The sequence below is a fragment of the Pseudomonas hormoni genome (assembly GCF_018502625.1).
GTDB classification, from domain to species: domain Bacteria; phylum Pseudomonadota; class Gammaproteobacteria; order Pseudomonadales; family Pseudomonadaceae; genus Aquipseudomonas; species Aquipseudomonas hormoni.
Genome location: NZ_CP075566.1, coordinates 3,251,779 through 3,270,526 on the forward strand (window position 1 = coordinate 3,251,779; position 18,748 = coordinate 3,270,526).

Consider the following 18,748-nt stretch of genomic DNA (forward strand, 5'->3'; position numbering starts at 1 on the left):
CAAGACTGAAACTATACGTCGTATGCGATGGTATCGGAAGAGCTCAACCCATCAACAGTGCGACGCAGGCGTTTCAGACCTGTAGCAGCCGACGGCCGGTTGACCAGGATGAACCTGGTGAACCGGCCATGTCGTGCGTTACTCGGTGCGGACGTTCAGGGCGACGTCAATGTTGCCGCGTGTTGCCTTGGAGTAGGGGCAGATTTGATCAGCGTTATGAGCCAGTTCAGTCGCGACATCGTGATCCAGACCCGGCACGCTCAGGGTCAGTCGGGCCTGGAGGAAGTAGGCCGGACCGGTCTGACCCAGATCAACTTCGATGTCGACGGCCGTATCGGCCGGCAATGTCACTTTCATCTGCTGGGCGGCCAGACCCACCGCCGCGATGTAGCAGGCCGACCATGCCCCGGCGAACAATTGCTCGGCTTTCGGGTGCGGCTGGACGGCGGTGAGCTCGTGTTCCGGTTTGGCGCTGCCGGGTGACGATAGCGTTATGTCGAGGCTGCCGTTATGGCCGCGCGACGTGGTGCCGGCACTGCTGTGGGTGGTGTGGGTTTTGCCGGTGACCAGTACTTTTTCGATCTTGCTCATGATCATTCCCTCAAGTTTGCAAGTTATGCGCACGCGCTTGTATCGCATGCGACGTCAGTGACACATCCAGACATCACGCCGTAACGCTCAGGACAACGTCGATATTGCCGCGTGTAGCTTTGGAATATGGGCAGATGGACTCGGCGATGTGCGCCAGATCGGTCGCGACACCGTGTGCCAGCCCCGGCACGCGCAGGGTCAGTCGGGCCTGAAGGAAGTAGGCTGGATCAGTCTGGCCCAGGTCGATCTCGATGTCGACGGCCAGATCTGCCGGTAACACGATAACGACCCGGACCAGCCTGACCATTTACACAGTAAGAGTCAGGTGTTCACTGCCTGTGGGCTTGTCACTTATCGCAGCGACTTGAACCCGGCCCGGACTTCCTGTGAGAAAAGCTCCGGCTGCTCCCACGCAGCAAAGTGGCCACCTTTGGGAAGCTTGTTGTAATGCACAAGCTTGGGATAGGCCTTCTGCGACCAGCTTTTCGGCGCCTCATACAGTTCATCAGGAAACACGCTGACCGCCACCGGGATGTTGACGCCCTTGACGGCGAAGAATGTCGACTTGTTCTCGTAATAGAGCCGCCCCGAGGAAACGGCCGTGTTGGTCAGCCAGAACAACGTGATGTTGTCGAGGACATCATCGGGCGTGAGGCCTTCCGGTTGCCCGTCAATGGAACGCGCAATCATCTCGTAGCTTTTGGGATCGTGATCCAGCATGAAAGCCGCCAGACCCACGGGTGAATCAGTGAGGCCTGTCAGCGACTGAGGCCTGTCACCCATCATGATGGCGTAGCCAATGTGCTTGTAGGTATTGGCGAGTTGATCAGCCGCTCGCTGCTCTTCCTCGGAAAGACCGCTTGGTACCGGGTCGCCACGAAACAATGCCGCGTCGATTTCAGGCGGGATAACGCCAGGCATGTTCGAATGAATGCCGATCAAGCCAGGTGGCGCCTTTACAGCCATCAAGTCGACGACGATAGACCCCCAATCACCCCCTTGCGCACCGTACCGGGTGTATCCGAGGCGTTTCATCAGCTCGACGTAGGCATCGGCGATACGCTCGGGATTCCAACCGGCTACTTTCGGTTTCTCCGAGAAGCCGTAACCCGGCATCGATGGAATCACCAGGCTGAACGCGTCGGAGGCGCTGCCACCGTGAGCCGTCGGATCGGTGAGTGGCCCGATGACTTTCATCAACTCGATCACCGAACCTGGCCATCCGTGGGCCATAAGGAGCGGTAATGCATTTTCGTGTTTTGAGCGGATATGAATGAAATGGATATCCAGTCCATCGATAGTTGTGATGAAGTTTGGAACTGCATTTATCTTCGATTCAATGACTCGCCAGTCATACTCGGTCGCCCAGTGTCTGGCCAGTTTCTGAATCGTCGCCAGCTGTACACCTTGAGAGGAGTCATTGACTGTTTCCTTGTCCGGCCATCTCGTTGCTTCTATACGTCTACGCAACTCTGTAAGTTCAGTATCCCGGGCGATGAAGTGAAAGGGGCGTATTTCAGTGGAAGCATTATTTGTTTTTGATGAAGTATTAGTCATCGCGTCAGTCCTGATTGAGAAACCGAGTAATCCCAGCGGTGCGACAGCACATGTCACTGCTGCTGCGCCGCAAAATTTCCGTCTGGTTAGAGAAGGCAGTTTGATGTTTTTTGGCATACAGGCTCCTAAGGCACGAAGTCTCACGAGAGCGCCTGTTTGATTGAGCAGGGAGAAGTAACGATAAATTGTTATTTATAGAGGGTGTTGCAACACACTTTGATCACCAGGTTTTTATAGTCTGCCGAGTGACAAAGCAGCCCGTTCAATCACGCTGTCTGGACATTCAAATAAACGTCAATGTTGCCGCGTGTTGCCTTCGAGTAGGGGCAAATTTGATCCGCAGCATGCGCGATAGCGGTAGCGACTTCATGAGGCAGGCCTGGCAGGTGAACATTAAGACCCGCCTGCAGGAAGTAAGCGTTCCCGGTTTGCCCCAGATCGATCTCGATATCGACGGACACGTCGGCTGGAATCGTCACCTTCAACTCTTTGGCCGCAAGGCCAAGCGCTGCGATGTAGCAGGCCGACCATGCGCCGGCAAACAACTGCTCGGCCGTCGGATGCGGTTGGGTGTCGGCAAATACGTGGGCCGGTTTGGCGCTCCCGGGTGTTGAGAGTTCGATGTCGAGACTGCCGTTGTGCCCGCGTGAAGTGTTGCCGGAGCGGCTCAAAGTCGTGTGAGTTTTGCCGGTCACCAGTACTTTTTCGATTTTGCTCATCAGGTGATTCCTTGAGGTTTTTATTAGAGTCAAATAGCACAAATGACACGTAACTATCTGACAGGACTGATTTTATAGGTGCGACCTAGCACCGAGAAGAACGGAAAAACCGATCACCTTCGGCTTTTCCGCTCACCCGCAGCCCTTCGGGAATCACACCACCGCTTGTCGCCAAGACGCAGCATGGGGTTTGACATCACTGGGTCTTTGGTTGAATATAAATCGCATACGATCTAATCGATCACGATAAGCAGTTGCCACAGCCCTTGCCGTTTGGAGATTCAGCCATGAACACCGCAAGCAGCCACACAATGTCTACCTCTACCGATTACGGTTTCCATGGCCACAACGGCAACAACTGGGTCACGGATTCATGAAGCTGATCCAGCTGCGAGCCTTCTGCTCAGTTGTCGACATGGGCAGCTTTCGTTCGGCGGCACGAGAACTGGACTCTGCCCAGAGCACGTTGACAGAGTCGATTCAAAGTCTGGAAAGAGAACTGGGGGTCACCTTGTTGGTGCGCTCCAATCAAGGCATCAGTCTGACCCTGGCCGGTAAGGTTTTCCTGACCCGGGCTCGCTCGATCATCCTGGATTGCGATCGCGCTGTACTGGACGTCCGACAATGGAATGCCACGCCCGACGGTCAGATCGCATTGGGAGTTTCAGCAGAACCACTGTCTGCGTGTTTGATGCCGGTCTTCAGCAGTTTTACCCGCCGATTTCCAAACGTGCAGTTACACGTTGCCAGTGGAAAGACGAAGATGTTGATCGAGATGATTCGCGCTGGCCGGCTCGACTTTGTGATGTGTCCCCTGAGTCCCGATGTTTGCGATATCGACCTGCACATTGAACGGCTTTACCACTCGAAAGCCAGCGTCATTGCGCGCAAGGGGCATCCCTTGGCGGGTGCTCGCTCAGTGCGCGACCTGGCTGATTGCCAGTGGATCAGCGTTCGGCCGGCCGGGGTTGCAGGCAGCTCGGAGCACCATCTGATCGAGCTGTTCAAAGCCCAAGGGTTACCACCGCCGAAGATCGCGATCACCACCGAATCGCTGCTGGAAATCCTGCACATCATTTCCGAGACGGATTACCTGACCATTGAGCCCAGCCTGCTTCCCGGCATGAAGTTGTTTTCCTCGTCGCTCATCAGTATTTCGATTCGCGAGCCGTTGGAGTCGCGCGAGGTGTGCTTGATCAGCCGTCGAGTGTCACCGTTCACCCAAGTGACACAAGAACTGACCAGCATGCTGATTTCATACTCGCGCTTGCGTCACCGAGCCAAGGGGTGAGTCGACTCCCAATCAACGCCGCCAAGTTCAGCGGCGCCAACTCTAAACAACGCCATTCATCTTGATACACTGGTTCTCTAAATCACTTGTGACCGACCACTGTACGGATGCAGTTCATGAAGAAGGCTGTTGTTTTGTTGATGCTCACTACCCTGGTCACAGGATGCCAACTTACGGGGCCACGCAATGATCAGGAAGATCACTGGGCCTCCATCCGCTGTTGGGCTTTCCGGGATCAAAGTCCTTTAACGAAGGAGCACCTCGAATACATCCGCGATCGAAGCGAAAACGGCGACGCCCTGTGCAAAACGATACTCGGCGACATGCATGAACGTGGTATAGGCATGCCGAAGGACGTTGCGAAGGCCAAGGCAATCTACCAGGCTGCAGCAGACGTAGACAAAAAAGCCTATTTCCACCTGGGTCGCATGGCCGAGGAAGGCATCGGCGAACCCGTCGATTACGTAAAGGCCAGGCAGCTCTACGAGCGCGCCTCCGCCAAAACTGCGCTGGCCAAGCTCATGGAAGAAGGGAAAGGAGGTCCTCAGGATCTTGATGGTGCACTGGCTCTATACCTGAACTCGATCGAGCTCTACGGAGACGACGCATGGGTAGGCGTTCGACGCCTGCGGGCTACAGGTCTCACTTTGAATGCAGAGCAAGAAAAACAGTACAGCGAGATGTGGGCTAAAGGCCTAAGGAACACGCTCAACAGTAAAATAGGGTTTACGCGAAGAGACCTGTTGAAGGAGATCAAGCCGGGCTCCCTGGTCAAACCGATCAAACCGGCCAAACTCCAGTTAGAGTTCCCTATTGACTCCGATGTCCCCGAGGTCTCGCTGCTCGAGAGTTCGGGCGATCCAGCCATCGACCAGGCCGTCCTGAAAGTCATGAGCACCTACAGGTTTCTTGATGCGCCGATACAGCCCGGGGATCAAAAGAGCTGGAAGGTGGTTTTCAACTACAGCCTGCGTGATACGTGAAACCAGCGTGCCGAGGGCCTGATACGACCCCATAACTGCCTGCTGCAATGGCATTGCGCGGAGGTTGCATACGCCAACGCCCAGGGCCCTTCCGATTCAAGAAACCAGCGGCGATGGCGATACATTTCTGCGTAGCCAAATCATCCAAGTGTGCTCGCTACAATTTCTATAAAGAACAAAACATCTCAACATACGGATATAGAGAGGTAATCAATGCTCGCCGCCTTCGCACTACTTATAGTGTTTGGATTTCTGCCTGCACTATTCGGCTACATCGCCAACGTTCGCGGCTCACATGAGAAGCGCACTTGGTATTACCAGCAAACTCAAGCGGTAAAAGCATGGACCGCCATTGAGTATTCACTTACTGCATTCGTCGCTTGCACCATCGTGCTGTACGCGGCCGGTTTTTTGACGGTGTTTGGCATAAAGCCAGGCCCAATGACGGGCTTGGGGCTACTCTTGCTTTCGTGCCTTACCGCACTGGCGTACCTCTGGAATTACTGGGAAATATCTGCAATTGTCACGAGTTACGAAGGAGTATTGAAAGCACTTTTAGGTGCTCTTGCAATTGGCGTGGCCACCGTATCGAAAATCTACTCTGACGCAGGGATTGCCGAGCTGACTGGCCTGTCACCGCAGGATCTGCCGGGAGCTCAATTACTGCTTACTTTCCTGCTTACTCTTATCATCTGGTTCGTGGGTTTATCGTTGTTATTCGGATATTTGAGTTTGCCCGTGATTGGCTTTCTGTTTCTCCGAAGCCTGTACCGTGATGCTCGCAAGAAAAAAGACGATAAAAAAAATGAGTCGAATCTGCGTGACGTGACAGCGCTGGTGGCCGTGACTTTTTTTGTGATCATTTTGCTGTCCATATCGGAAAAAATAGCCAGCAAGAATTTTTATGAACCACGACTGAAACAGGCAATCGCATTCGCCTCATTCCATTTGCCCACCACCTACTGCGGTCTCCCGGATACGAAGGGGGTACAAGTAGCGCCCATGTCAGATGACAGAGCGGCCATTGCGATACTCGATGGAAAACTCGGTTACACATTTGACCTTATCGACTGCAAACCCAAAAACAAGGGTAGCGATGAAGTTAACGCCATCCTGGAAAAATCCAATTCGATTCAAAAAAATGCTGTAAGTACGCTGGCTCCAGCTCAGGCTACGATCGGCATGAAATAAGGGCAATGTTGATTGAGGGTTGGGGGCGCTCGGCAAAACTCACGAGTCACCCAACATGTCCAAGCCCCCAACCCTGAGTGCCACGGGCTAGCGCCCAAGCGCCGCTTCAATCTTCGCGACATCAATTTTCCCCATCTCCATCATCGCCTCGAACGCACGCTTGGCCGCCGCTCGATCGGGATTGTTGATCGCTGCCGTCAGGACACGCGGGGTGATCTGCCACGACAGTCCCCACTTGTCCTGGCACCAGCCGCAGACGTTTTCCTGGCCACCGTTTCCGACAATCGCGTTCCACAAGCGGTCCGTTTCGGCCTGGTCGTCGGTCGCCACCTGGAACGAGAACGCCTCGTTGTGCTTGACCCCTGACCCGCCGTTCAGCCCGAGACACGGGATGCCCATCACCGTGAATTCGACGGTCAGGACATCACCCTGCTTGCCCGCCGGATAGTCACCCGGCGCACGAAGGACAGTGCCCACCGTGCTATCAGGAAACGTCTTGGCGTAGAACGTCGCGGCATCCAGTGCGTCGCCGTCGTACCAGAGACAAATCGTGTTTTTGCTGGTCATTTTGGTTCTCCAACAGTGGGCTGACATTTCATTCTAGCCAAGCACTCAGTCAGGTAAGTGGCGCCATACTGACGCTCGCTACTCGGCGTCTTCGAACGTTCCTGTTCGCACCTCGCCGCTGCGCACGTAGCGGGTGATCAGCACACCGCCCGGCGTTGTGGTCGAGTGTGCCAGCGTGAAGGCCGACGCGAATGCGCTGTCGTCGAACAGGCGTTTGCCGCGCCCCAGCACGACGGGAAAAATCATCAGCCGAAGCTCGTCCACCAATCCGGCTGCCAGCAGTTGGCGCACCAGGTCGCCGCTGCCCTGCGTCAATAGCCGGGCGCCGTCCTGCTGCTTGAGTGCGCGAATCAAGTCGACAATGTTTCCCTTCAGCGCATGACTGTTGTGCCACGCAAGCGTATCGGCTCGATGCGTCGCCACGTGCTTGGGCACGCTGTTGAACGGGTCTGCAATCGGGTGGTTATGGATGCGCGGCCAATACGCCGCGAAGATGTCGTAGGTACGACGCCCCAGCAGCAACTCGAACGGCTGCGAGAACAGATCCGTTATGGCCTGGCCGGTGGCTTCGTCGGCATAGGGCACGATCCAGCCACCGAAGCGGAATTCGCCGCTGCGATCCTCTTCGGGTCCGCCGGGTGCCTGGATCACGCCATCCAGACTGATGAAAGCGGCAACGGTGAGTGTGCGCATGGTCTTCTCCCGGTTCGTCTTCGTGAACATTCTTGTGCAGGGAACGCCGACGATCACCGCGACCATCCGATTCACTCCCTGACCCATAGTCGAACGAGACGCTGCGAAATCGACAGTGCGATGTACATGTAAATGCCAGGTTCACAATTTCCGCGTACCTTGTCCGACATTGAGCGTCTCAACGCGGCCACCTGGCCTCCCTCCTCAAGGAAGAACAATGATCATTGCTTCAGCTTCAACGAATGCAGCGATGTCTGCCTACACCTCTGCCGTCGATACAAAGGCTGCAGCCGATGCGCAAAAACGCGTCACGCAGGATGATCAGGCAAAGCCGCAGAACGATGATTCAGTGAGCCTGTCCAGCACCTCTACCGATTACAGCGCCTCGATCACGGGTAACGCGCCGTTCTTCCCGGTGCGTTCGGGGATGAACGCCGATGCACTCGTTCTGGGCGTCTCCAAGCCTGGCGCGATCTCCAGTTCCAAGGACAAGACTTTTGCCGAAGTGTCCGCTGATGCCCGCAAGCGCATGGACGAAAAATACGCGCTGATGATCGCCAGCGGCAAACCGTACACCGGCAGCGATGAAGACCGTAATGCGTTGATGGGCGATCTGGACCGACGCTCACTGAACGCCGTCGCCACCAATCAGGGCGGGAAGTTCACCGCGCAAGAACAAGCCTCGGCGCAAGCCTTGATGCGCCAGCAAGCCCGGCTCGCCACCGGTTATTACAGCGGCCCGGCGGACCAGCAAAAAAACTGGAAAGACCCGTTTATCAATGACCCTTTCGGTCGGGCCACGGCGGCGCTGGCTTTTATGGACAACATGAGCCCTGAAGAAAAAGCCACCCCTGAGTGGCTGTCCCAGCACTTGTCGCTGGAAGCGGCATTGAATCAAAGCGGTGGCGCGGACCCCGCCGAGAAAAAGACCGGACACTTTCACAACCTGGCTGAAATCCTCGCGGGTGTCGTGACGGACGGATCGGACAGCGAACAATCCAGCGCAGCCAGGAACGCTGATTCGAGCGCCGAGATTCTGAAGAAGCTTCAATCACTGACGTCATGACACTGGTCGAACGCAGATTTGCTGGCGAAGCGATCCTGACATTGGCGTGACGCCTTCGCACCCTTCGTGCGCCCTACTCCTCAAAACGCCCCGTGCCGTCACGGTCGCGCGCGTATCGTCTCGTGAGCGGAAACGGCGGCAACCAGGACTCGCGACGGGTGATCCAGCTTTCGTAGGTGGGCGTCAGTTGATCAGGAGCATCCAGGGACCCCAGGTTCACCTCGATTTCGTCGTCGGTGCGGGCGAAAACCGAAGAGCCGCAGTGCGGACAGAAAAAACGCCCGGCGTAGTCGCGTGTTTCGCCAGTGATCGTCACCGCGTCCTGAGGGAATATCGCGGAAGCGTGAAACAGCGCGCCATGATGCTTGCGGCAGTCGAGGCAGTGGCACAGGCCGACCCGGTAAGGGCGTCCCGACGCTTCAATTCGAACGTTGCCGCACAGGCAACCGCCGGTAAATCGGTCCATGCTGCGCCTCCTCTCATTTATGCGGTCGGAAGGTTAATAACGATAGCAGCCCCACTGGTCGCTACGAACTTGCTCTCTAGATGCTTTTTACCTAACTTTGGATCTATGGATTCAAAAAGAGGTAATGAACATGGCCGTTGCCCTCCAGCAACAAGCCTTTAGCAAGCGCCAGTGTGTAACGGGCCTGCGTGCCGCTGTCGGCATCCTCGAGAAGTGGGAGGCGTCCAGCGATCAGGCCTGCCGTATCCTGCGCATTTCCCGCAGCACCTACACCCGCGCCCGCCAACGCGATCCCGACTGGGCCGTGGCGCTGGACGCGGATCAGATGCAGCGCATCAGCTTTGTGCTCAACATCCACGCCGCCTTGCGCCTGGTGTTCGATAACCCAGAGAACGTCTACGGCTTCCCGTCGATGGCCAACGATAACGAATTCTTCAACGGTCGCTCGCCGCTAGAGATCATGGCTCAGGGCGACATGATTTCGCTGTATGAAACCTTCCGCCGCATCGACGTGCTGCGCGGTGCGCAATGGTGAGGCTGAGCGAACTGGCAGAACTTGCCGGTGAGCCATTGCAGGCCTATCGACTGGTCAATTCCAAGTTCCCACCGGTGGCGTTGTTTGATGACGTTGCCGACGCGGACGAGTTCGAGGTGCTGTATCAGATACAGGAACTCACCAACCCCAGGTTGAAAAATGAAGTGGGTCGCCTTGAGCTGATTCGCCGCAGTGAAATCCCGTTCGGTATTCCGGGCTGCTCTTACGCGACCGCGCCGTTCACCCACGTCAACCCGGCGGGTTCGCGGTTCAGCGACGGCCGTTTTGGGGTGCTGTACCTGGCGGACACCATGGAAACGGCACTGGCCGAAGTGAAGCATCACCAGAGTCTGTATTGGTCGAACGTGCCGAGCCTGAACTATGAGCGGTTTGTTTTCCGGGGGCTGTCCTGCTCTTTTGTGGAGGCAGGGATGAAGGATGCGACGTCCATTGCGATGACCGATCCTGTTTATGATCCGGACGAATACACGGATTCCCGTCGTTTGGGGAAGTTGGTCAAAGAGGCGGGTTGTCCCGGGCTTCGTTACCACTCGGTGCGAATGCACGGCAGTCATTGCTGGGCGTTGATGACGCCGAAGCCGGTTTTATCGGTTATTCAGGCGGCGCATTACGAGATGATCTGGAATGGGCAGGTGACGAGTGTCAGTCAGATCAGTGAGGCTTGATTGCGTTATGCAGGAATGAAAACGGGCGCCTTGATAGGCGCCCGTTTTTTTGTGCGGTGATGTTTACCAACTGCCGAAGGGGATGCCGTATTTCTCGACGTAGCGTTTGGACTCGTCGGACAACGGGTAGTAGTTGCCGCCTGATTTTCCAAGGTGTGGCCCCAAGGGTTCTATTTCTGCTTGAGCACGAGCCACCTTGACTGACTTCAAGCATTTATCAGTCACCCACACCTGTACGATGCCGCCGGGGGCAAGTCCCAGGTAAACCATGGTTATGTAATTGGCTGGCTCGTTGGGCGTTGCCGGGCAACGCTCATTTACCGAGGCGTGCATGATCTGCCGTGCTTCTTCGGGTATATCGACCCACGCACGATAGGTCTTCGACTCGACAACCGATTGCCATCGAACAAAGATACGTTTCGGTAAATCTGCTCCAACTACGCCACGGATACCGCTGCTGATATATTTACTCCAGCCACGAGCTGCTTCGGTACCGTCTTCGGAGTCGTGACTACCCGCCGTGCCTCCACCGGTGCGACGAAATAGCTTGTCGTTAATGTCTTCAACAGCAGAGTCTTCCACCCATACCTTCATGTAGGCGGGCTCAACGAAGCTGAGGCTCCACCATTGATCTTTGGGATCGTTTTCGCCGGAAAGTGGGTCGGCTGCCTGACATCCCGCTACTAAAAACGCGCCCAGTAAAATTAGGATCGAGCGCATTAAAACGTTCTCCAGTTAGAGTCAGGTACATGAGGATGTCTTACCCGAACGCCATCGTCAGTGGGTGCATTGGTGTAACGAACAGTCACGCCGCGCTCGCGGTTTGCACCAATAGGATTACTCCAATTGGCAGAAGTGTGAATGTATTTGAGTTTCAATAATTTCTCTTCGCCGGGATCAAGGTTGTAATTCCCGGCGAGGATCTTGTCGCAAATTGGCTGAAGCTCAGAAGGTAAGCTGTATGAGGGATCGTTCTCATCAAGAACTTCAAACTGAACGCCCTTCTCTTTAGCCAATTTGTACATCAAGCGCAAATACACCAACGATAGTTTGCCGCTGACTATCCGCTTGAGTTGCACTCCTGCATACACCCGCATTTTTTTTGGTCCTGACGTCCCTTGCTCCTTGTCATGTGGCAGTGTTGGCTTTGGAGTGACCACCTCCAGCATCGTCTCAGGCCAACCAGTGGCAACCATTTTTACTTTTTGCTGCATCGCATCCCGGTAGATGGATGTAGTTTTGACATCGGTGCCATTGGGTACCGTGAGTGCCTGCATAGGGCTGACCAGCACGCACTCCTCCACTTCCTCACGGTAGCCACCGCCAATATCGGAGTGTACCCCTGGTACCGGGATTTCAGGATGCGCAGGAATCACTGTGCTCAACGCAAAATTGGCACGACGCTCATCACGGGCGGTAATTTGAACGACATCGGTAAAGTATTTGCGGTCTAGGTAAAGCTTGATTCCAGGAGCGACAGGACTCTGGATATTCCCCAGATTGGTGAATCCCGCGACAGAAGGAACGGTATCGAACAAACCGATAAAGCTCATCGAAATCTCGCTATTGTACTGACCTGTAAAGCTGGCGCTAAAGCCATTGGGATTGCTACGCAACACCTCTCCCAGTGGCCCCTGCTGGCAGCGCACGATCTCATTTGCAAAATGCCTGGCCGCTGCTGCACCTCGACTGAAACCAAACGTATCGAAGGTCAGTGAAGTGATTTCACTGCCGGGGTTTTGATCGACGACTTGCTTGATCAGGACTTTCAACCGAGAAAATGCGTTTTGGACCTTACTCGCTACACCCGTTTCACCCCGTCCGGTGGCGGCATTACCAAAGCTGTCTTTGTTCCCGCTTTCCGTACCGATTCCGTCGACGTACAGGCTTCGCAACGCCAGTATGGGCGAACCTTCCCCCTTCACGTCTTTGTTGGCTGGGTACAGTTCATACAGTCTGAAAACATTACTCACATCATTCCCATAACTCCCCTCCGGATCCGCCATATACGGCTTGCAGCTCGCATCGACGTCTTCCGGGCGAATCGGGTGATGGGCGCCACACAATAATCCTGACGCCGAGTTGCCCGCATTGTTCAGCGTCCCATCGAAGAACACACCAATGCGCAACGCGACTCGGACTTTCTCTTTCGCAGCCGCCGGTGCCTTGCCGTATTTCTCATACTCGGCCCAGCGCTTGGCGTAGATGTCGACGGGTTTGGCTTCGTCGTATCAGAAGTTTTTCGGGGGGTTGGGTACGTATCCACTCATTCCTTGATCACCTGCTCCTTGGTGCAACGGGCGCTGAGGGTGCCACCGTGGATCCAATCAAGCAACGCATAGCCAGATGCCGTCACTCGGACAACATGGACCTTTATCCATCTATTGCTTTCGTCAATGGTCACCATTAATTCAATGAAGTTCTCTTAAAAATTCCGCGGCGTAACATCGCCTCCATACCAAACAACTACACCCCGGAGCACACACTCATGAATCGCCAACTCTTCCTCAGCATCGCTTTCTCGGTTTTTGCAGTTAACGCTTTCGCCGCTTCTTCTGCTCACCCGGTTGTCGCTGAAGGCGGCTCGGATCGTCTGATTGAAAGTCGTGTGGCTGAGGGTGGTTCGGATCGTCTGATCGAAAACCGCGTCGCTGAAGGCGGCTCCGACCGTCTGATCGAAAACCGCGTCGCTGAAGGTGGCTCCGATCGTCTGATCGAAAACCGTGTCGCTGAGGGTGGTTCCGACCGCCTGATCGAAAACCGCGTCGCCGAAGGTGGTTCCGACCGCCTGATCGAAAACCGCGTCGCCGAAGGTGGTTCCGACCGCCTGATCGAAAGCCGCGCTGTATGAATGAATAGTCCTACCGCGGTACTCGACAAAAAGCCCGGCCTCATCAGCCGGGCTTTTTTGCGTCAACCAAATGAATGTCCTTCATTGAAGTGAAGCCGCGGCACGCCTCTTCGCGTGTCGCGCCAGCCCGATCTTGATGCCGACCAGGATGGGCGCGGCGACTGCAAAAAACAGGGTAACGGCTACAAACGCAGTGTCGAAGGCAATCACCGTGGACTGACCTGTCACGACACGTCCCAGCAAGCTTGTCGCCGCCCGGCCCGCGGCCACTGCCGAACGAAGCCTCTTGAGGGGGCGAGTACCGCCACAGCACTGCGAGGAGGCCTACCGGCCGGCCTGTCATTTGAAGCGTTTGCGTTCCCCTGTGGGAGCTAGCCTGCTAGCGATGGACGTTAACGATAACGCGTGCGGTCTGAATGAACGCGCTGTCTGGACGTCCATCGCTAGCAGGCTAGCTCCCACAGGTATGAGTTCGCTCCAGTTGTTGATCTGGCTTTTGCTTTGGCTTTTGATCCTGCTTTTGATCTTGATCTGCCCCGTCGGAAGGCCGAGCGCAGGTTCTGCGCAGTGGGCAACCCGGCAGGGATGCCGGGTTAGCCGCCCCCGGCCATGGATGGCCGATGGCGGCGGGCCCACGGAGCAGGACCGGAGTGAGGGCATGGCGAGCATTAGCGAGCCACCGTACGTCAGGGGCGCTGGCGCTTGGTTACTTGGCGCTTTTCCAAGTAACCCGCCGTAAGGGCGGAACCATTAGCGGCCGTAACCGCAGAAACGGATATGTCCCCCAATCCCATCCACCAACCGCCGACTGTCGTCCGCTTGATTCGGAGCGGTGACCACACATCCCCTCTCCGGACAAGTACACACCTCCAGATTACTGTTCGTCTGCCGAACCGAATTCGTAACCAGGTCGCGGGTCCCACTGGAATAAGCGTAACCCGCTCCGGAGTTCCTTCAATGACCCACTCGCATTCCCCACCCGCCCCCGCGCAAGCCCTGCTACTCGAAGCCAACGCCTGGGTCCCCAATAACCCCCACCTGCCAGTGCTCATTTACCCCAAGGCAATCGCCGTCCAAGGCAGCGATCCAGCGGCGCTGTTCGAGAAAACGTTCAAGGCCAATGGCTGGCCACCGCAATGGCGTTACGGAGTCTACGACTTTCACCACTATCACACCGAAGGCCATGAAGTGCTTGGCATTGCCAGCGGTCATGCGCGTTTGATGCTGGGCGGTCCGGATGGTCATGTGCTGGAAGTGAGTGCGGGTGATGTGGTGTTGCTGCCAGCGGGCATCGGCCACTGCAACCTGAGTTCAAGCGACGATTTCCTGGTAGTCGGTGCCTACCCGCCGGGGCAGCACGCCGATATTTGCCGCGAGGCGCCGAGTGCCGGGCAACAGGCAAGCATCGACACGCTGCCCTTTCCCGAGCGCGATCCGGTGCAGGGTGAGGAAGGTGCGGTAGGCCAACACTGGGGCAGCCAGCGTCAGCCATGACAACCTTGCCCTCTCCCCCGCGAGAGAGGGCGAACGCCAACCCTAGGTGTGATTGATTTCCCGATCCTTGGTTTCCGGCAGAAAGAACGTGCCGAGTATGGCCGTCATCACCGCAATGACGATCGGGTACCACAGCCCGTAGTAGATATCCCCCGTGGCCGCGACCATGGCAAATGCCACCGTCGGCAGGAAGCCGCCAAACCAGCCGTTGCCGATGTGGTAAGGCAGTGACATCGAGGTGTAGCGGATGCGCGCCGGGAACAGTTCCACCAACCAGGCAGCGATCGGGCCGTAGACCATGGTCACGTAGATCACCAGGATGGTCAGCAGCAACAACACCATCGGGTAGTTGGTCTTGGCCGGGTCAGCCTTCTCGGGGTAGCCGGCGTCCTTGAGGGCGGTGCCGAGGGTGGCGGCGAAGGCGTCGTTGCGGGTCTTGAAATCGGCGGCCGGCATGCCGGTGCCTTCGAAGCTCTCGACCACTTTGCCGCCGATGCGAACCTGAGCGACAGTGCCTGGCGCGGCTTTTTCGTTGGTGTAGGGAATGGCCCGCTTCGCCAGAACGGTTTTGGCGAGGTCGCAGGAGCTGTTGAATTTGGCTTTGCCCACCGGGTCGAACTGGAACGAGCACTGGTCTGGATCAGCGACCACCGTCACCGGATTTTTCGCCTGCGCCGCGAACACGTCGGGGTTACCGTATTTGGTCAACGCGTGAAAGATCGGGAAGTAAGTCACGGCCGCGAGAATGCAGCCGGCCATGATGATGCCCTTGCGGCCGATGCGGTCGGACAGGCTGCCGAATATGACGAAAAACGGCGTGCCGATCAGCAGCGAACCAGCGATCAGCAGGTTGGCGGTCTGCGGGTCGATCTTGAGCATTTGCAGGAGGAAGAACAGCGCGTAGAACTGCCCGGTGTACCAGACGACGGCCTGGCCGGCGGTGCCGCCGAGCAGTGCCATGATCACGATTTTGAGGTTGTCCCAGCGGGCGAAAGATTCGGTCAGCGGCGCCTTGGACGCCTTGCCTTCGGCCTTCATCTTCAGGAACACCGGCGACTCACTGAGTTGCAGACGGATGTACACCGAGACGATCAGCAACAGGATCGACAGCAGGAAAGGTATCCGCCAGCCCCAGGCCTCGAAAGCCTCAGTGCCGAGGATTGTCCGGCAGGCGAGGATCACCAGCAGCGACAGGAACAGGCCGAGGGTCGCGGTGGTTTGAATCCACGAGGTGAAATAGCCGCGTTTGCCCTTCGGCGCATGCTCCGCCACGTAGGTCGCCGCGCCGCCGTACTCACCGCCCAGCGCCAGACCTTGCAGCAGGCGCAGGGTGATCAGGATGACCGGCGCCGCTACGCCGATGGTCGCGTAGCCGGGTAGAAAACCGACGATGGCAGTGGAGATACCCATAATGACAATGGTGATGAGGAAGGTGTGCTTGCGCCCGATCATGTCACCCAGGCGACCGAACACGATGGCGCCGAAGGGCCGTACGGCAAACCCCGCAGCGAACGCGAGCAGCGCGAAGATGAAGGCGGTAGTCTCGTTGACGCCGGCGAAAAAGTGCTTGGCGATGATCGCGGCGAGGGAGCCGTAAAGGTAGAAGTCGTACCATTCGAACACGGTGCCCAGGGACGAGGCGAAGATAACCTTGCGCTCCTCCCTGGTGATCCCGTGGTGGGGCGCGTTGCCCGTGGTGGTGTTGTCGATTGCGGCCATGAGTCTTCTCCGTCTTGCTCTTGTTGTAGGCCGGAGCACCTCACTGACACTGCCGCACCCAGGCCTTGGGCTGAAGTCATCGGACTACGGAATGCACAAAGCCTGGCAACAGGCTGACCGCCTCACATCGCTGCAAGGTTTCCTGAAGCATAATCACCTTCGCGCAGATATCCACTCGCCATCATGCGCAAACCCGAACATACGCGGAGAACCCGCCATGAATCAGCGTAAAACCGGCTACGCCCCCGTCAACGGCCTGCGGATCTATTTCGAGATTCACGGCGCTGCGAACCCCACTCAACCGCTCCTCGTCCTGCTGCATGGCGGCGGCGATACCGTCGAGACGTCGTTCGGCCAGATCCTGCCGGTGCTGGCGGCCGAGCGTCAGGTCATTGCCGTTGAGCAACAGGGTTATGGACACACGGCGGACATCGTCGACCGTCCGTTCAGCTTCGAGCAATCCGCGGACGACACGGCGGCATTGCTCGCGTATCTGCACATCGAGCAAGCGGACCTGTTCGGTTTCAGCAATGGCGGCACCATCGCCTTGCAGGTGGCGATCAGGCATCCGAACGCCGTGCGCAAGATCGTGGCGGCGTCCGCGCTGGTCAATCGCGCCGGCGCCTATCCGTGGCTCTGGGAAGCGATGGCCAACGCCACGCTGGAGAACATGCCGCCGCACTTGCAGGAGGCGTATCTCAAGGTCGCGCCGCAGCCCGGGAACCTGCGGCTGATGCACGACAAGGCAGCCCGGCGCATGCGCGATTTCAAGGACATCCCCGACGACGATATCCGCCGCATCACCGCGCCGACATTGGTAGTGGTCGGCGACGCCGACGTCATCCGCCCCGAACATGCCGTGGAGATGTTCCGGCTCCTGGCGCACGCGCAGCTTGTTGTGCTCCCTGGCACCGATCACCTGCAGGTGACGGCGCGCACCGAATGGCTGGTGCCGATGATCGACGCGTTTCTCGATGCCTGAAAACGGGCGCCAATGCCCGCTTTCAGAGGTTCACCCCTGACTGCAGCGTGCCCCCGGCAGGCTGGCGCGATTGGAATCCGTGGACCATTGCCAGCGTCGATAGTCACCATCAATTCAATGAAGTTCTCATAAAAAATCCGCGGCGTAACATCAGCTCCATACCAAACAACTACACCCCGGAGCACACCATCATGAAACGCCAACTCTTCCTCAGCATCGCTTTCTCGGTTTTTGCAGTTAACGCTTTCGCCGCTTCCTCTGCTCACCCGGTTGTCGCTGAAGGCGGCTCGGATCGTCTGATTGAAAGCCGTGTGGCTGAGGGTGGTTCGGATCGTCTGATCGAAAACCGCGTCGCCGAAGGTGGCTCCGACCGCCTGATCGAAAACCGCGTCGCTGAAGGTGGTTCCGACCGTCTGATCGAGAACCGCGTCGCTGAAGGTGGTTCCGACCGCCTGATCGAAAACCGCGTTGCTGAAGGTGGTTCCGACCGTCTGATCGAAAACCGCGTCGCTGAAGGTGGTTCCGACCGTCTGATCGAAAGCCGCGTCGCTGAAGGTGGTTCCGACCGTCTGATCGAAAGCCGCATTGCCGAAGGTGGTTCCGACCGCCTGATCGAAAGCCGCGCCGTATGAATGAATAGCCCTACCGAAGTACTCAACAAAAAGCCCGGCCTCACCCGCCGGGCTTTTTCGTGCACAAATAAAATCAGCTCTCCCTTAATGCCTCTGTCGCACCTGTGATACATAGCACCTGATTGCGAGTCCCGTACCCAATGAGGTTTGCCCATGTTGTGTTCCCCACGCCTGCCGCTGCTGCTGACCTGCGCCCTCTCCGGATTACTCGCTTGCGGCGCGCAAGCCGGCACGCCTTCCCCGGCGCCCGCCAGTCTGCAACCGCTGCTGGTGACGATGAACGAACGCCTGAATATTGGTGATCTGGTGGCGCTGACCAAATGGGACAGCCGCAAACCGATCCAGGACAGCGCCCGGGAAGCGCAAGTCATCTCCAACGCCAGGAAGCAGGCGGTTACCCGCAAACTCGACCCGGACGAGGTCGCCGAGTTGATCGCCGCACAGATCGAAGCCAACAAGCTGGTGCAATATGGACTGCTCGCGCAATGGCAAGCAGCGGGCAAGGCGCCTGACGTGCCACGGCCCGACCTTGCCAGGCAAATCCGCCCACGGCTGGATGAGCTGCAAAACCGCCTGTTGCAGTACTACGCCGATTTCGCGCCCTATCGCAAAGACCCGAACTGCGCCCAATGGCTGGCCAAAGAGCGGTCCGCGCTGATCAAGGATGCCCTGCATGGACAGGCTCTGATCCGCGCCACCGGGGATTTGTGCGTGACGAATTGATG

Annotated in this window: 20 protein-coding genes and 2 pseudogenes; 11 read left to right on the forward strand and 11 right to left on the reverse strand. The window is 57.2% G+C overall.

Features of this window, described 5'->3' with window-relative positions:
* Nucleotides 1-138: 138 nt before the first annotated feature.
* From KJF94_RS15105 to KJF94_RS15120, 4 genes and pseudogenes are all read right to left on the reverse strand, one after another.
* Nucleotides 139-591, reverse strand: a complete 453-nt coding sequence (locus KJF94_RS15105; protein ID WP_214377144.1) for an Ohr family peroxiredoxin — start codon at nt 589-591, stop codon at nt 139-141.
* A 73-nt stretch (nt 592-664) separates the two neighbouring features.
* Nucleotides 665-874: pseudogene (locus tag KJF94_RS15110) on the reverse strand (OsmC family protein); the annotation flags it as partial.
* Between the two features lie 68 nt (nt 875-942).
* On the reverse strand, nt 943-2,148 hold the full coding sequence (locus KJF94_RS15115; RefSeq protein WP_214377145.1) for an epoxide hydrolase family protein: 1,206 nt from the start codon (nt 2,146-2,148) through the stop codon (nt 943-945).
* Between the two features lie 266 nt (nt 2,149-2,414).
* Complete coding sequence (locus tag KJF94_RS15120; RefSeq protein WP_214377146.1) at nt 2,415-2,867, reverse strand: Ohr family peroxiredoxin; 453 nt, start codon at nt 2,865-2,867, stop codon at nt 2,415-2,417.
* Between the two features lie 373 nt (nt 2,868-3,240).
* Between KJF94_RS15120 and KJF94_RS15125 the strand changes: the two genes are divergently transcribed.
* From KJF94_RS15125 to KJF94_RS15135, 3 genes are all read left to right on the forward strand, one after another.
* A complete protein-coding gene (locus KJF94_RS15125) occupies nt 3,241-4,158 on the forward strand; it encodes a LysR substrate-binding domain-containing protein (RefSeq protein WP_214377147.1) in 918 nt (305 codons plus the stop codon).
* Nucleotides 4,159-4,274: 116 nt separating this feature from the next.
* Complete coding sequence (locus tag KJF94_RS15130; protein ID WP_214377148.1) at nt 4,275-5,141, forward strand: tetratricopeptide repeat protein; 867 nt, start codon at nt 4,275-4,277, stop codon at nt 5,139-5,141.
* A gap of 213 nt (nt 5,142-5,354) precedes the next feature.
* On the forward strand, nt 5,355-6,332 hold the full coding sequence (locus KJF94_RS15135) for a hypothetical protein (protein ID WP_214377149.1): 978 nt from the start codon (nt 5,355-5,357) through the stop codon (nt 6,330-6,332).
* 87 nt (nt 6,333-6,419) lie between these two features.
* Here KJF94_RS15135 and KJF94_RS15140 read toward each other — a convergent pair whose 3' ends face one another.
* Nucleotides 6,420-6,899, reverse strand: a complete 480-nt coding sequence (locus KJF94_RS15140; protein ID WP_214377150.1) for a VOC family protein — start codon at nt 6,897-6,899, stop codon at nt 6,420-6,422.
* A 78-nt stretch (nt 6,900-6,977) separates the two neighbouring features.
* Nucleotides 6,978-7,592, reverse strand: a complete 615-nt coding sequence (locus KJF94_RS15145; RefSeq protein ID WP_214384879.1) for a dihydrofolate reductase family protein — start codon at nt 7,590-7,592, stop codon at nt 6,978-6,980.
* 250 nt (nt 7,593-7,842) lie between these two features.
* On the opposite strand from KJF94_RS15145, the gene KJF94_RS15150 reads away from it, so the two are divergent.
* On the forward strand, nt 7,843-8,658 hold the full coding sequence (locus KJF94_RS15150) for a hypothetical protein (protein ID WP_250548167.1): 816 nt from the start codon (nt 7,843-7,845) through the stop codon (nt 8,656-8,658).
* A 73-nt stretch (nt 8,659-8,731) separates the two neighbouring features.
* Here KJF94_RS15150 and KJF94_RS15155 read toward each other — a convergent pair whose 3' ends face one another.
* Nucleotides 8,732-9,124: a GFA family protein gene (locus KJF94_RS15155; protein WP_214377152.1), complete on the reverse strand. Its 393-nt coding sequence runs from the start codon at nt 9,122-9,124 to the stop codon at nt 8,732-8,734.
* Nucleotides 9,125-9,254: 130 nt separating this feature from the next.
* Between KJF94_RS15155 and KJF94_RS15160 the strand changes: the two genes are divergently transcribed.
* A complete protein-coding gene (locus KJF94_RS15160) occupies nt 9,255-9,659 on the forward strand; it encodes an antitoxin Xre-like helix-turn-helix domain-containing protein (protein WP_214377153.1) in 405 nt (134 codons plus the stop codon).
* Complete coding sequence (locus tag KJF94_RS15165) at nt 9,653-10,345, forward strand: RES family NAD+ phosphorylase (RefSeq protein WP_214377154.1); 693 nt, start codon at nt 9,653-9,655, stop codon at nt 10,343-10,345. Before KJF94_RS15160 ends, KJF94_RS15165 begins: the two co-directional genes overlap by 7 nt.
* Nucleotides 10,346-10,408: 63 nt before the next feature.
* Here KJF94_RS15165 and KJF94_RS15170 read toward each other — a convergent pair whose 3' ends face one another.
* Both KJF94_RS15170 and KJF94_RS15175 read right to left on the reverse strand, forming a co-directional pair.
* On the reverse strand, nt 10,409-11,065 hold the full coding sequence (locus KJF94_RS15170) for a DUF2931 family protein (protein ID WP_214377155.1): 657 nt from the start codon (nt 11,063-11,065) through the stop codon (nt 10,409-10,411).
* Nucleotides 11,065-12,474 (reverse strand): phospholipase effector Tle1 domain-containing protein, encoded by a 1,410-nt coding sequence (locus KJF94_RS15175; protein ID WP_250548168.1) that lies wholly within the window; start codon nt 12,472-12,474, stop codon nt 11,065-11,067. The genes KJF94_RS15170 and KJF94_RS15175 overlap by 1 nt, the downstream gene beginning before the upstream one ends.
* A 359-nt stretch (nt 12,475-12,833) precedes the next feature.
* Here KJF94_RS15175 and KJF94_RS15180 point away from each other — a divergent pair, with 359 nt between their 5' ends.
* Nucleotides 12,834-13,196 carry a hypothetical protein gene (locus tag KJF94_RS15180; RefSeq protein WP_214377156.1) on the forward strand — a complete coding sequence of 121 codons (363 nt, stop codon included), beginning with the start codon at nt 12,834-12,836 and terminating at the stop codon, nt 13,194-13,196.
* An 81-nt stretch (nt 13,197-13,277) separates the two neighbouring features.
* On the opposite strand, the pseudogene KJF94_RS30255 reads toward KJF94_RS15180, so the two are convergent.
* A pseudogene (locus tag KJF94_RS30255) lies at nt 13,278-13,469 on the reverse strand (MFS transporter); the annotation flags it as partial.
* A gap of 684 nt (nt 13,470-14,153) precedes the next feature.
* Between KJF94_RS30255 and KJF94_RS15185 the strand changes: the two are divergent.
* Entirely contained in the window at nt 14,154-14,690 is a 537-nt protein-coding gene (locus KJF94_RS15185; protein ID WP_214377157.1) for a cupin, read from the forward strand.
* 42 nt (nt 14,691-14,732) lie between these two features.
* On the opposite strand, the gene KJF94_RS15190 is transcribed toward KJF94_RS15185, so the two are convergent.
* On the reverse strand, nt 14,733-16,409 hold the full coding sequence (locus KJF94_RS15190; RefSeq protein WP_214377158.1) for an MFS transporter: 1,677 nt from the start codon (nt 16,407-16,409) through the stop codon (nt 14,733-14,735).
* Nucleotides 16,410-16,626: 217 nt separating this feature from the next.
* On the opposite strand from KJF94_RS15190, the gene KJF94_RS15195 reads away from it, so the two are divergent.
* The 3 genes from KJF94_RS15195 (at nt 16,627) to KJF94_RS15205 (ending at nt 18,746) form a co-directional block, all read left to right on the forward strand.
* Nucleotides 16,627-17,391, forward strand: a complete 765-nt coding sequence (locus KJF94_RS15195; RefSeq protein WP_214377159.1) for an alpha/beta fold hydrolase — start codon at nt 16,627-16,629, stop codon at nt 17,389-17,391.
* A gap of 191 nt (nt 17,392-17,582) precedes the next feature.
* Nucleotides 17,583-18,023 carry a phage infection protein gene (locus tag KJF94_RS15200; RefSeq protein WP_214377160.1) on the forward strand — a complete coding sequence of 147 codons (441 nt, stop codon included), beginning with the start codon at nt 17,583-17,585 and terminating at the stop codon, nt 18,021-18,023.
* Between the two features lie 153 nt (nt 18,024-18,176).
* Nucleotides 18,177-18,746 carry a chorismate mutase gene (locus KJF94_RS15205; protein ID WP_214377161.1) on the forward strand — a complete coding sequence of 190 codons (570 nt, stop codon included), beginning with the start codon at nt 18,177-18,179 and terminating at the stop codon, nt 18,744-18,746.
* The last annotated feature ends 2 nt before the right edge of the window (nt 18,747-18,748 follow it).

Bases quoted from the DNA above. Each gene is read 5' to 3' on its own strand.
- KJF94_RS15105 (WP_214377144.1), bottom strand. From the start codon at position 591: ATGAGCAAGATCGAAAAAGTACTGGTCACCGGCAAAACCCACACCACC.
- KJF94_RS15115 (WP_214377145.1), bottom strand. From the start codon at position 2,148: ATGACTAATACTTCATCAAAAACAAATAATGCTTCCACTGAAATACGC.
- KJF94_RS15120 (WP_214377146.1), bottom strand. From the start codon at position 2,867: ATGAGCAAAATCGAAAAAGTACTGGTGACCGGCAAAACTCACACGACT.
- KJF94_RS15125 (WP_214377147.1), top strand. From the start codon at position 3,241: ATGAAGCTGATCCAGCTGCGAGCCTTCTGCTCAGTTGTCGACATGGGC.
- KJF94_RS15130 (WP_214377148.1), top strand. From the start codon at position 4,275: ATGAAGAAGGCTGTTGTTTTGTTGATGCTCACTACCCTGGTCACAGGA.
- KJF94_RS15135 (WP_214377149.1), top strand. From the start codon at position 5,355: ATGCTCGCCGCCTTCGCACTACTTATAGTGTTTGGATTTCTGCCTGCA.
- KJF94_RS15140 (WP_214377150.1), bottom strand. From the start codon at position 6,899: ATGACCAGCAAAAACACGATTTGTCTCTGGTACGACGGCGACGCACTG.
- KJF94_RS15145 (WP_214384879.1), bottom strand. From the start codon at position 7,592: ATGCGCACACTCACCGTTGCCGCTTTCATCAGTCTGGATGGCGTGATC.
- KJF94_RS15150 (WP_250548167.1), top strand. From the start codon at position 7,843: ATGTCTGCCTACACCTCTGCCGTCGATACAAAGGCTGCAGCCGATGCG.
- KJF94_RS15155 (WP_214377152.1), bottom strand. From the start codon at position 9,124: ATGGACCGATTTACCGGCGGTTGCCTGTGCGGCAACGTTCGAATTGAA.
- KJF94_RS15160 (WP_214377153.1), top strand. From the start codon at position 9,255: ATGGCCGTTGCCCTCCAGCAACAAGCCTTTAGCAAGCGCCAGTGTGTA.
- KJF94_RS15165 (WP_214377154.1), top strand. From the start codon at position 9,653: ATGGTGAGGCTGAGCGAACTGGCAGAACTTGCCGGTGAGCCATTGCAG.
- KJF94_RS15170 (WP_214377155.1), bottom strand. From the start codon at position 11,065: ATGCGCTCGATCCTAATTTTACTGGGCGCGTTTTTAGTAGCGGGATGT.
- KJF94_RS15180 (WP_214377156.1), top strand. From the start codon at position 12,834: ATGAATCGCCAACTCTTCCTCAGCATCGCTTTCTCGGTTTTTGCAGTT.
- KJF94_RS15185 (WP_214377157.1), top strand. From the start codon at position 14,154: ATGACCCACTCGCATTCCCCACCCGCCCCCGCGCAAGCCCTGCTACTC.
- KJF94_RS15190 (WP_214377158.1), bottom strand. From the start codon at position 16,409: ATGGCCGCAATCGACAACACCACCACGGGCAACGCGCCCCACCACGGG.
- KJF94_RS15195 (WP_214377159.1), top strand. From the start codon at position 16,627: ATGAATCAGCGTAAAACCGGCTACGCCCCCGTCAACGGCCTGCGGATC.
- KJF94_RS15200 (WP_214377160.1), top strand. From the start codon at position 17,583: ATGAAACGCCAACTCTTCCTCAGCATCGCTTTCTCGGTTTTTGCAGTT.
- KJF94_RS15205 (WP_214377161.1), top strand. From the start codon at position 18,177: ATGTTGTGTTCCCCACGCCTGCCGCTGCTGCTGACCTGCGCCCTCTCC.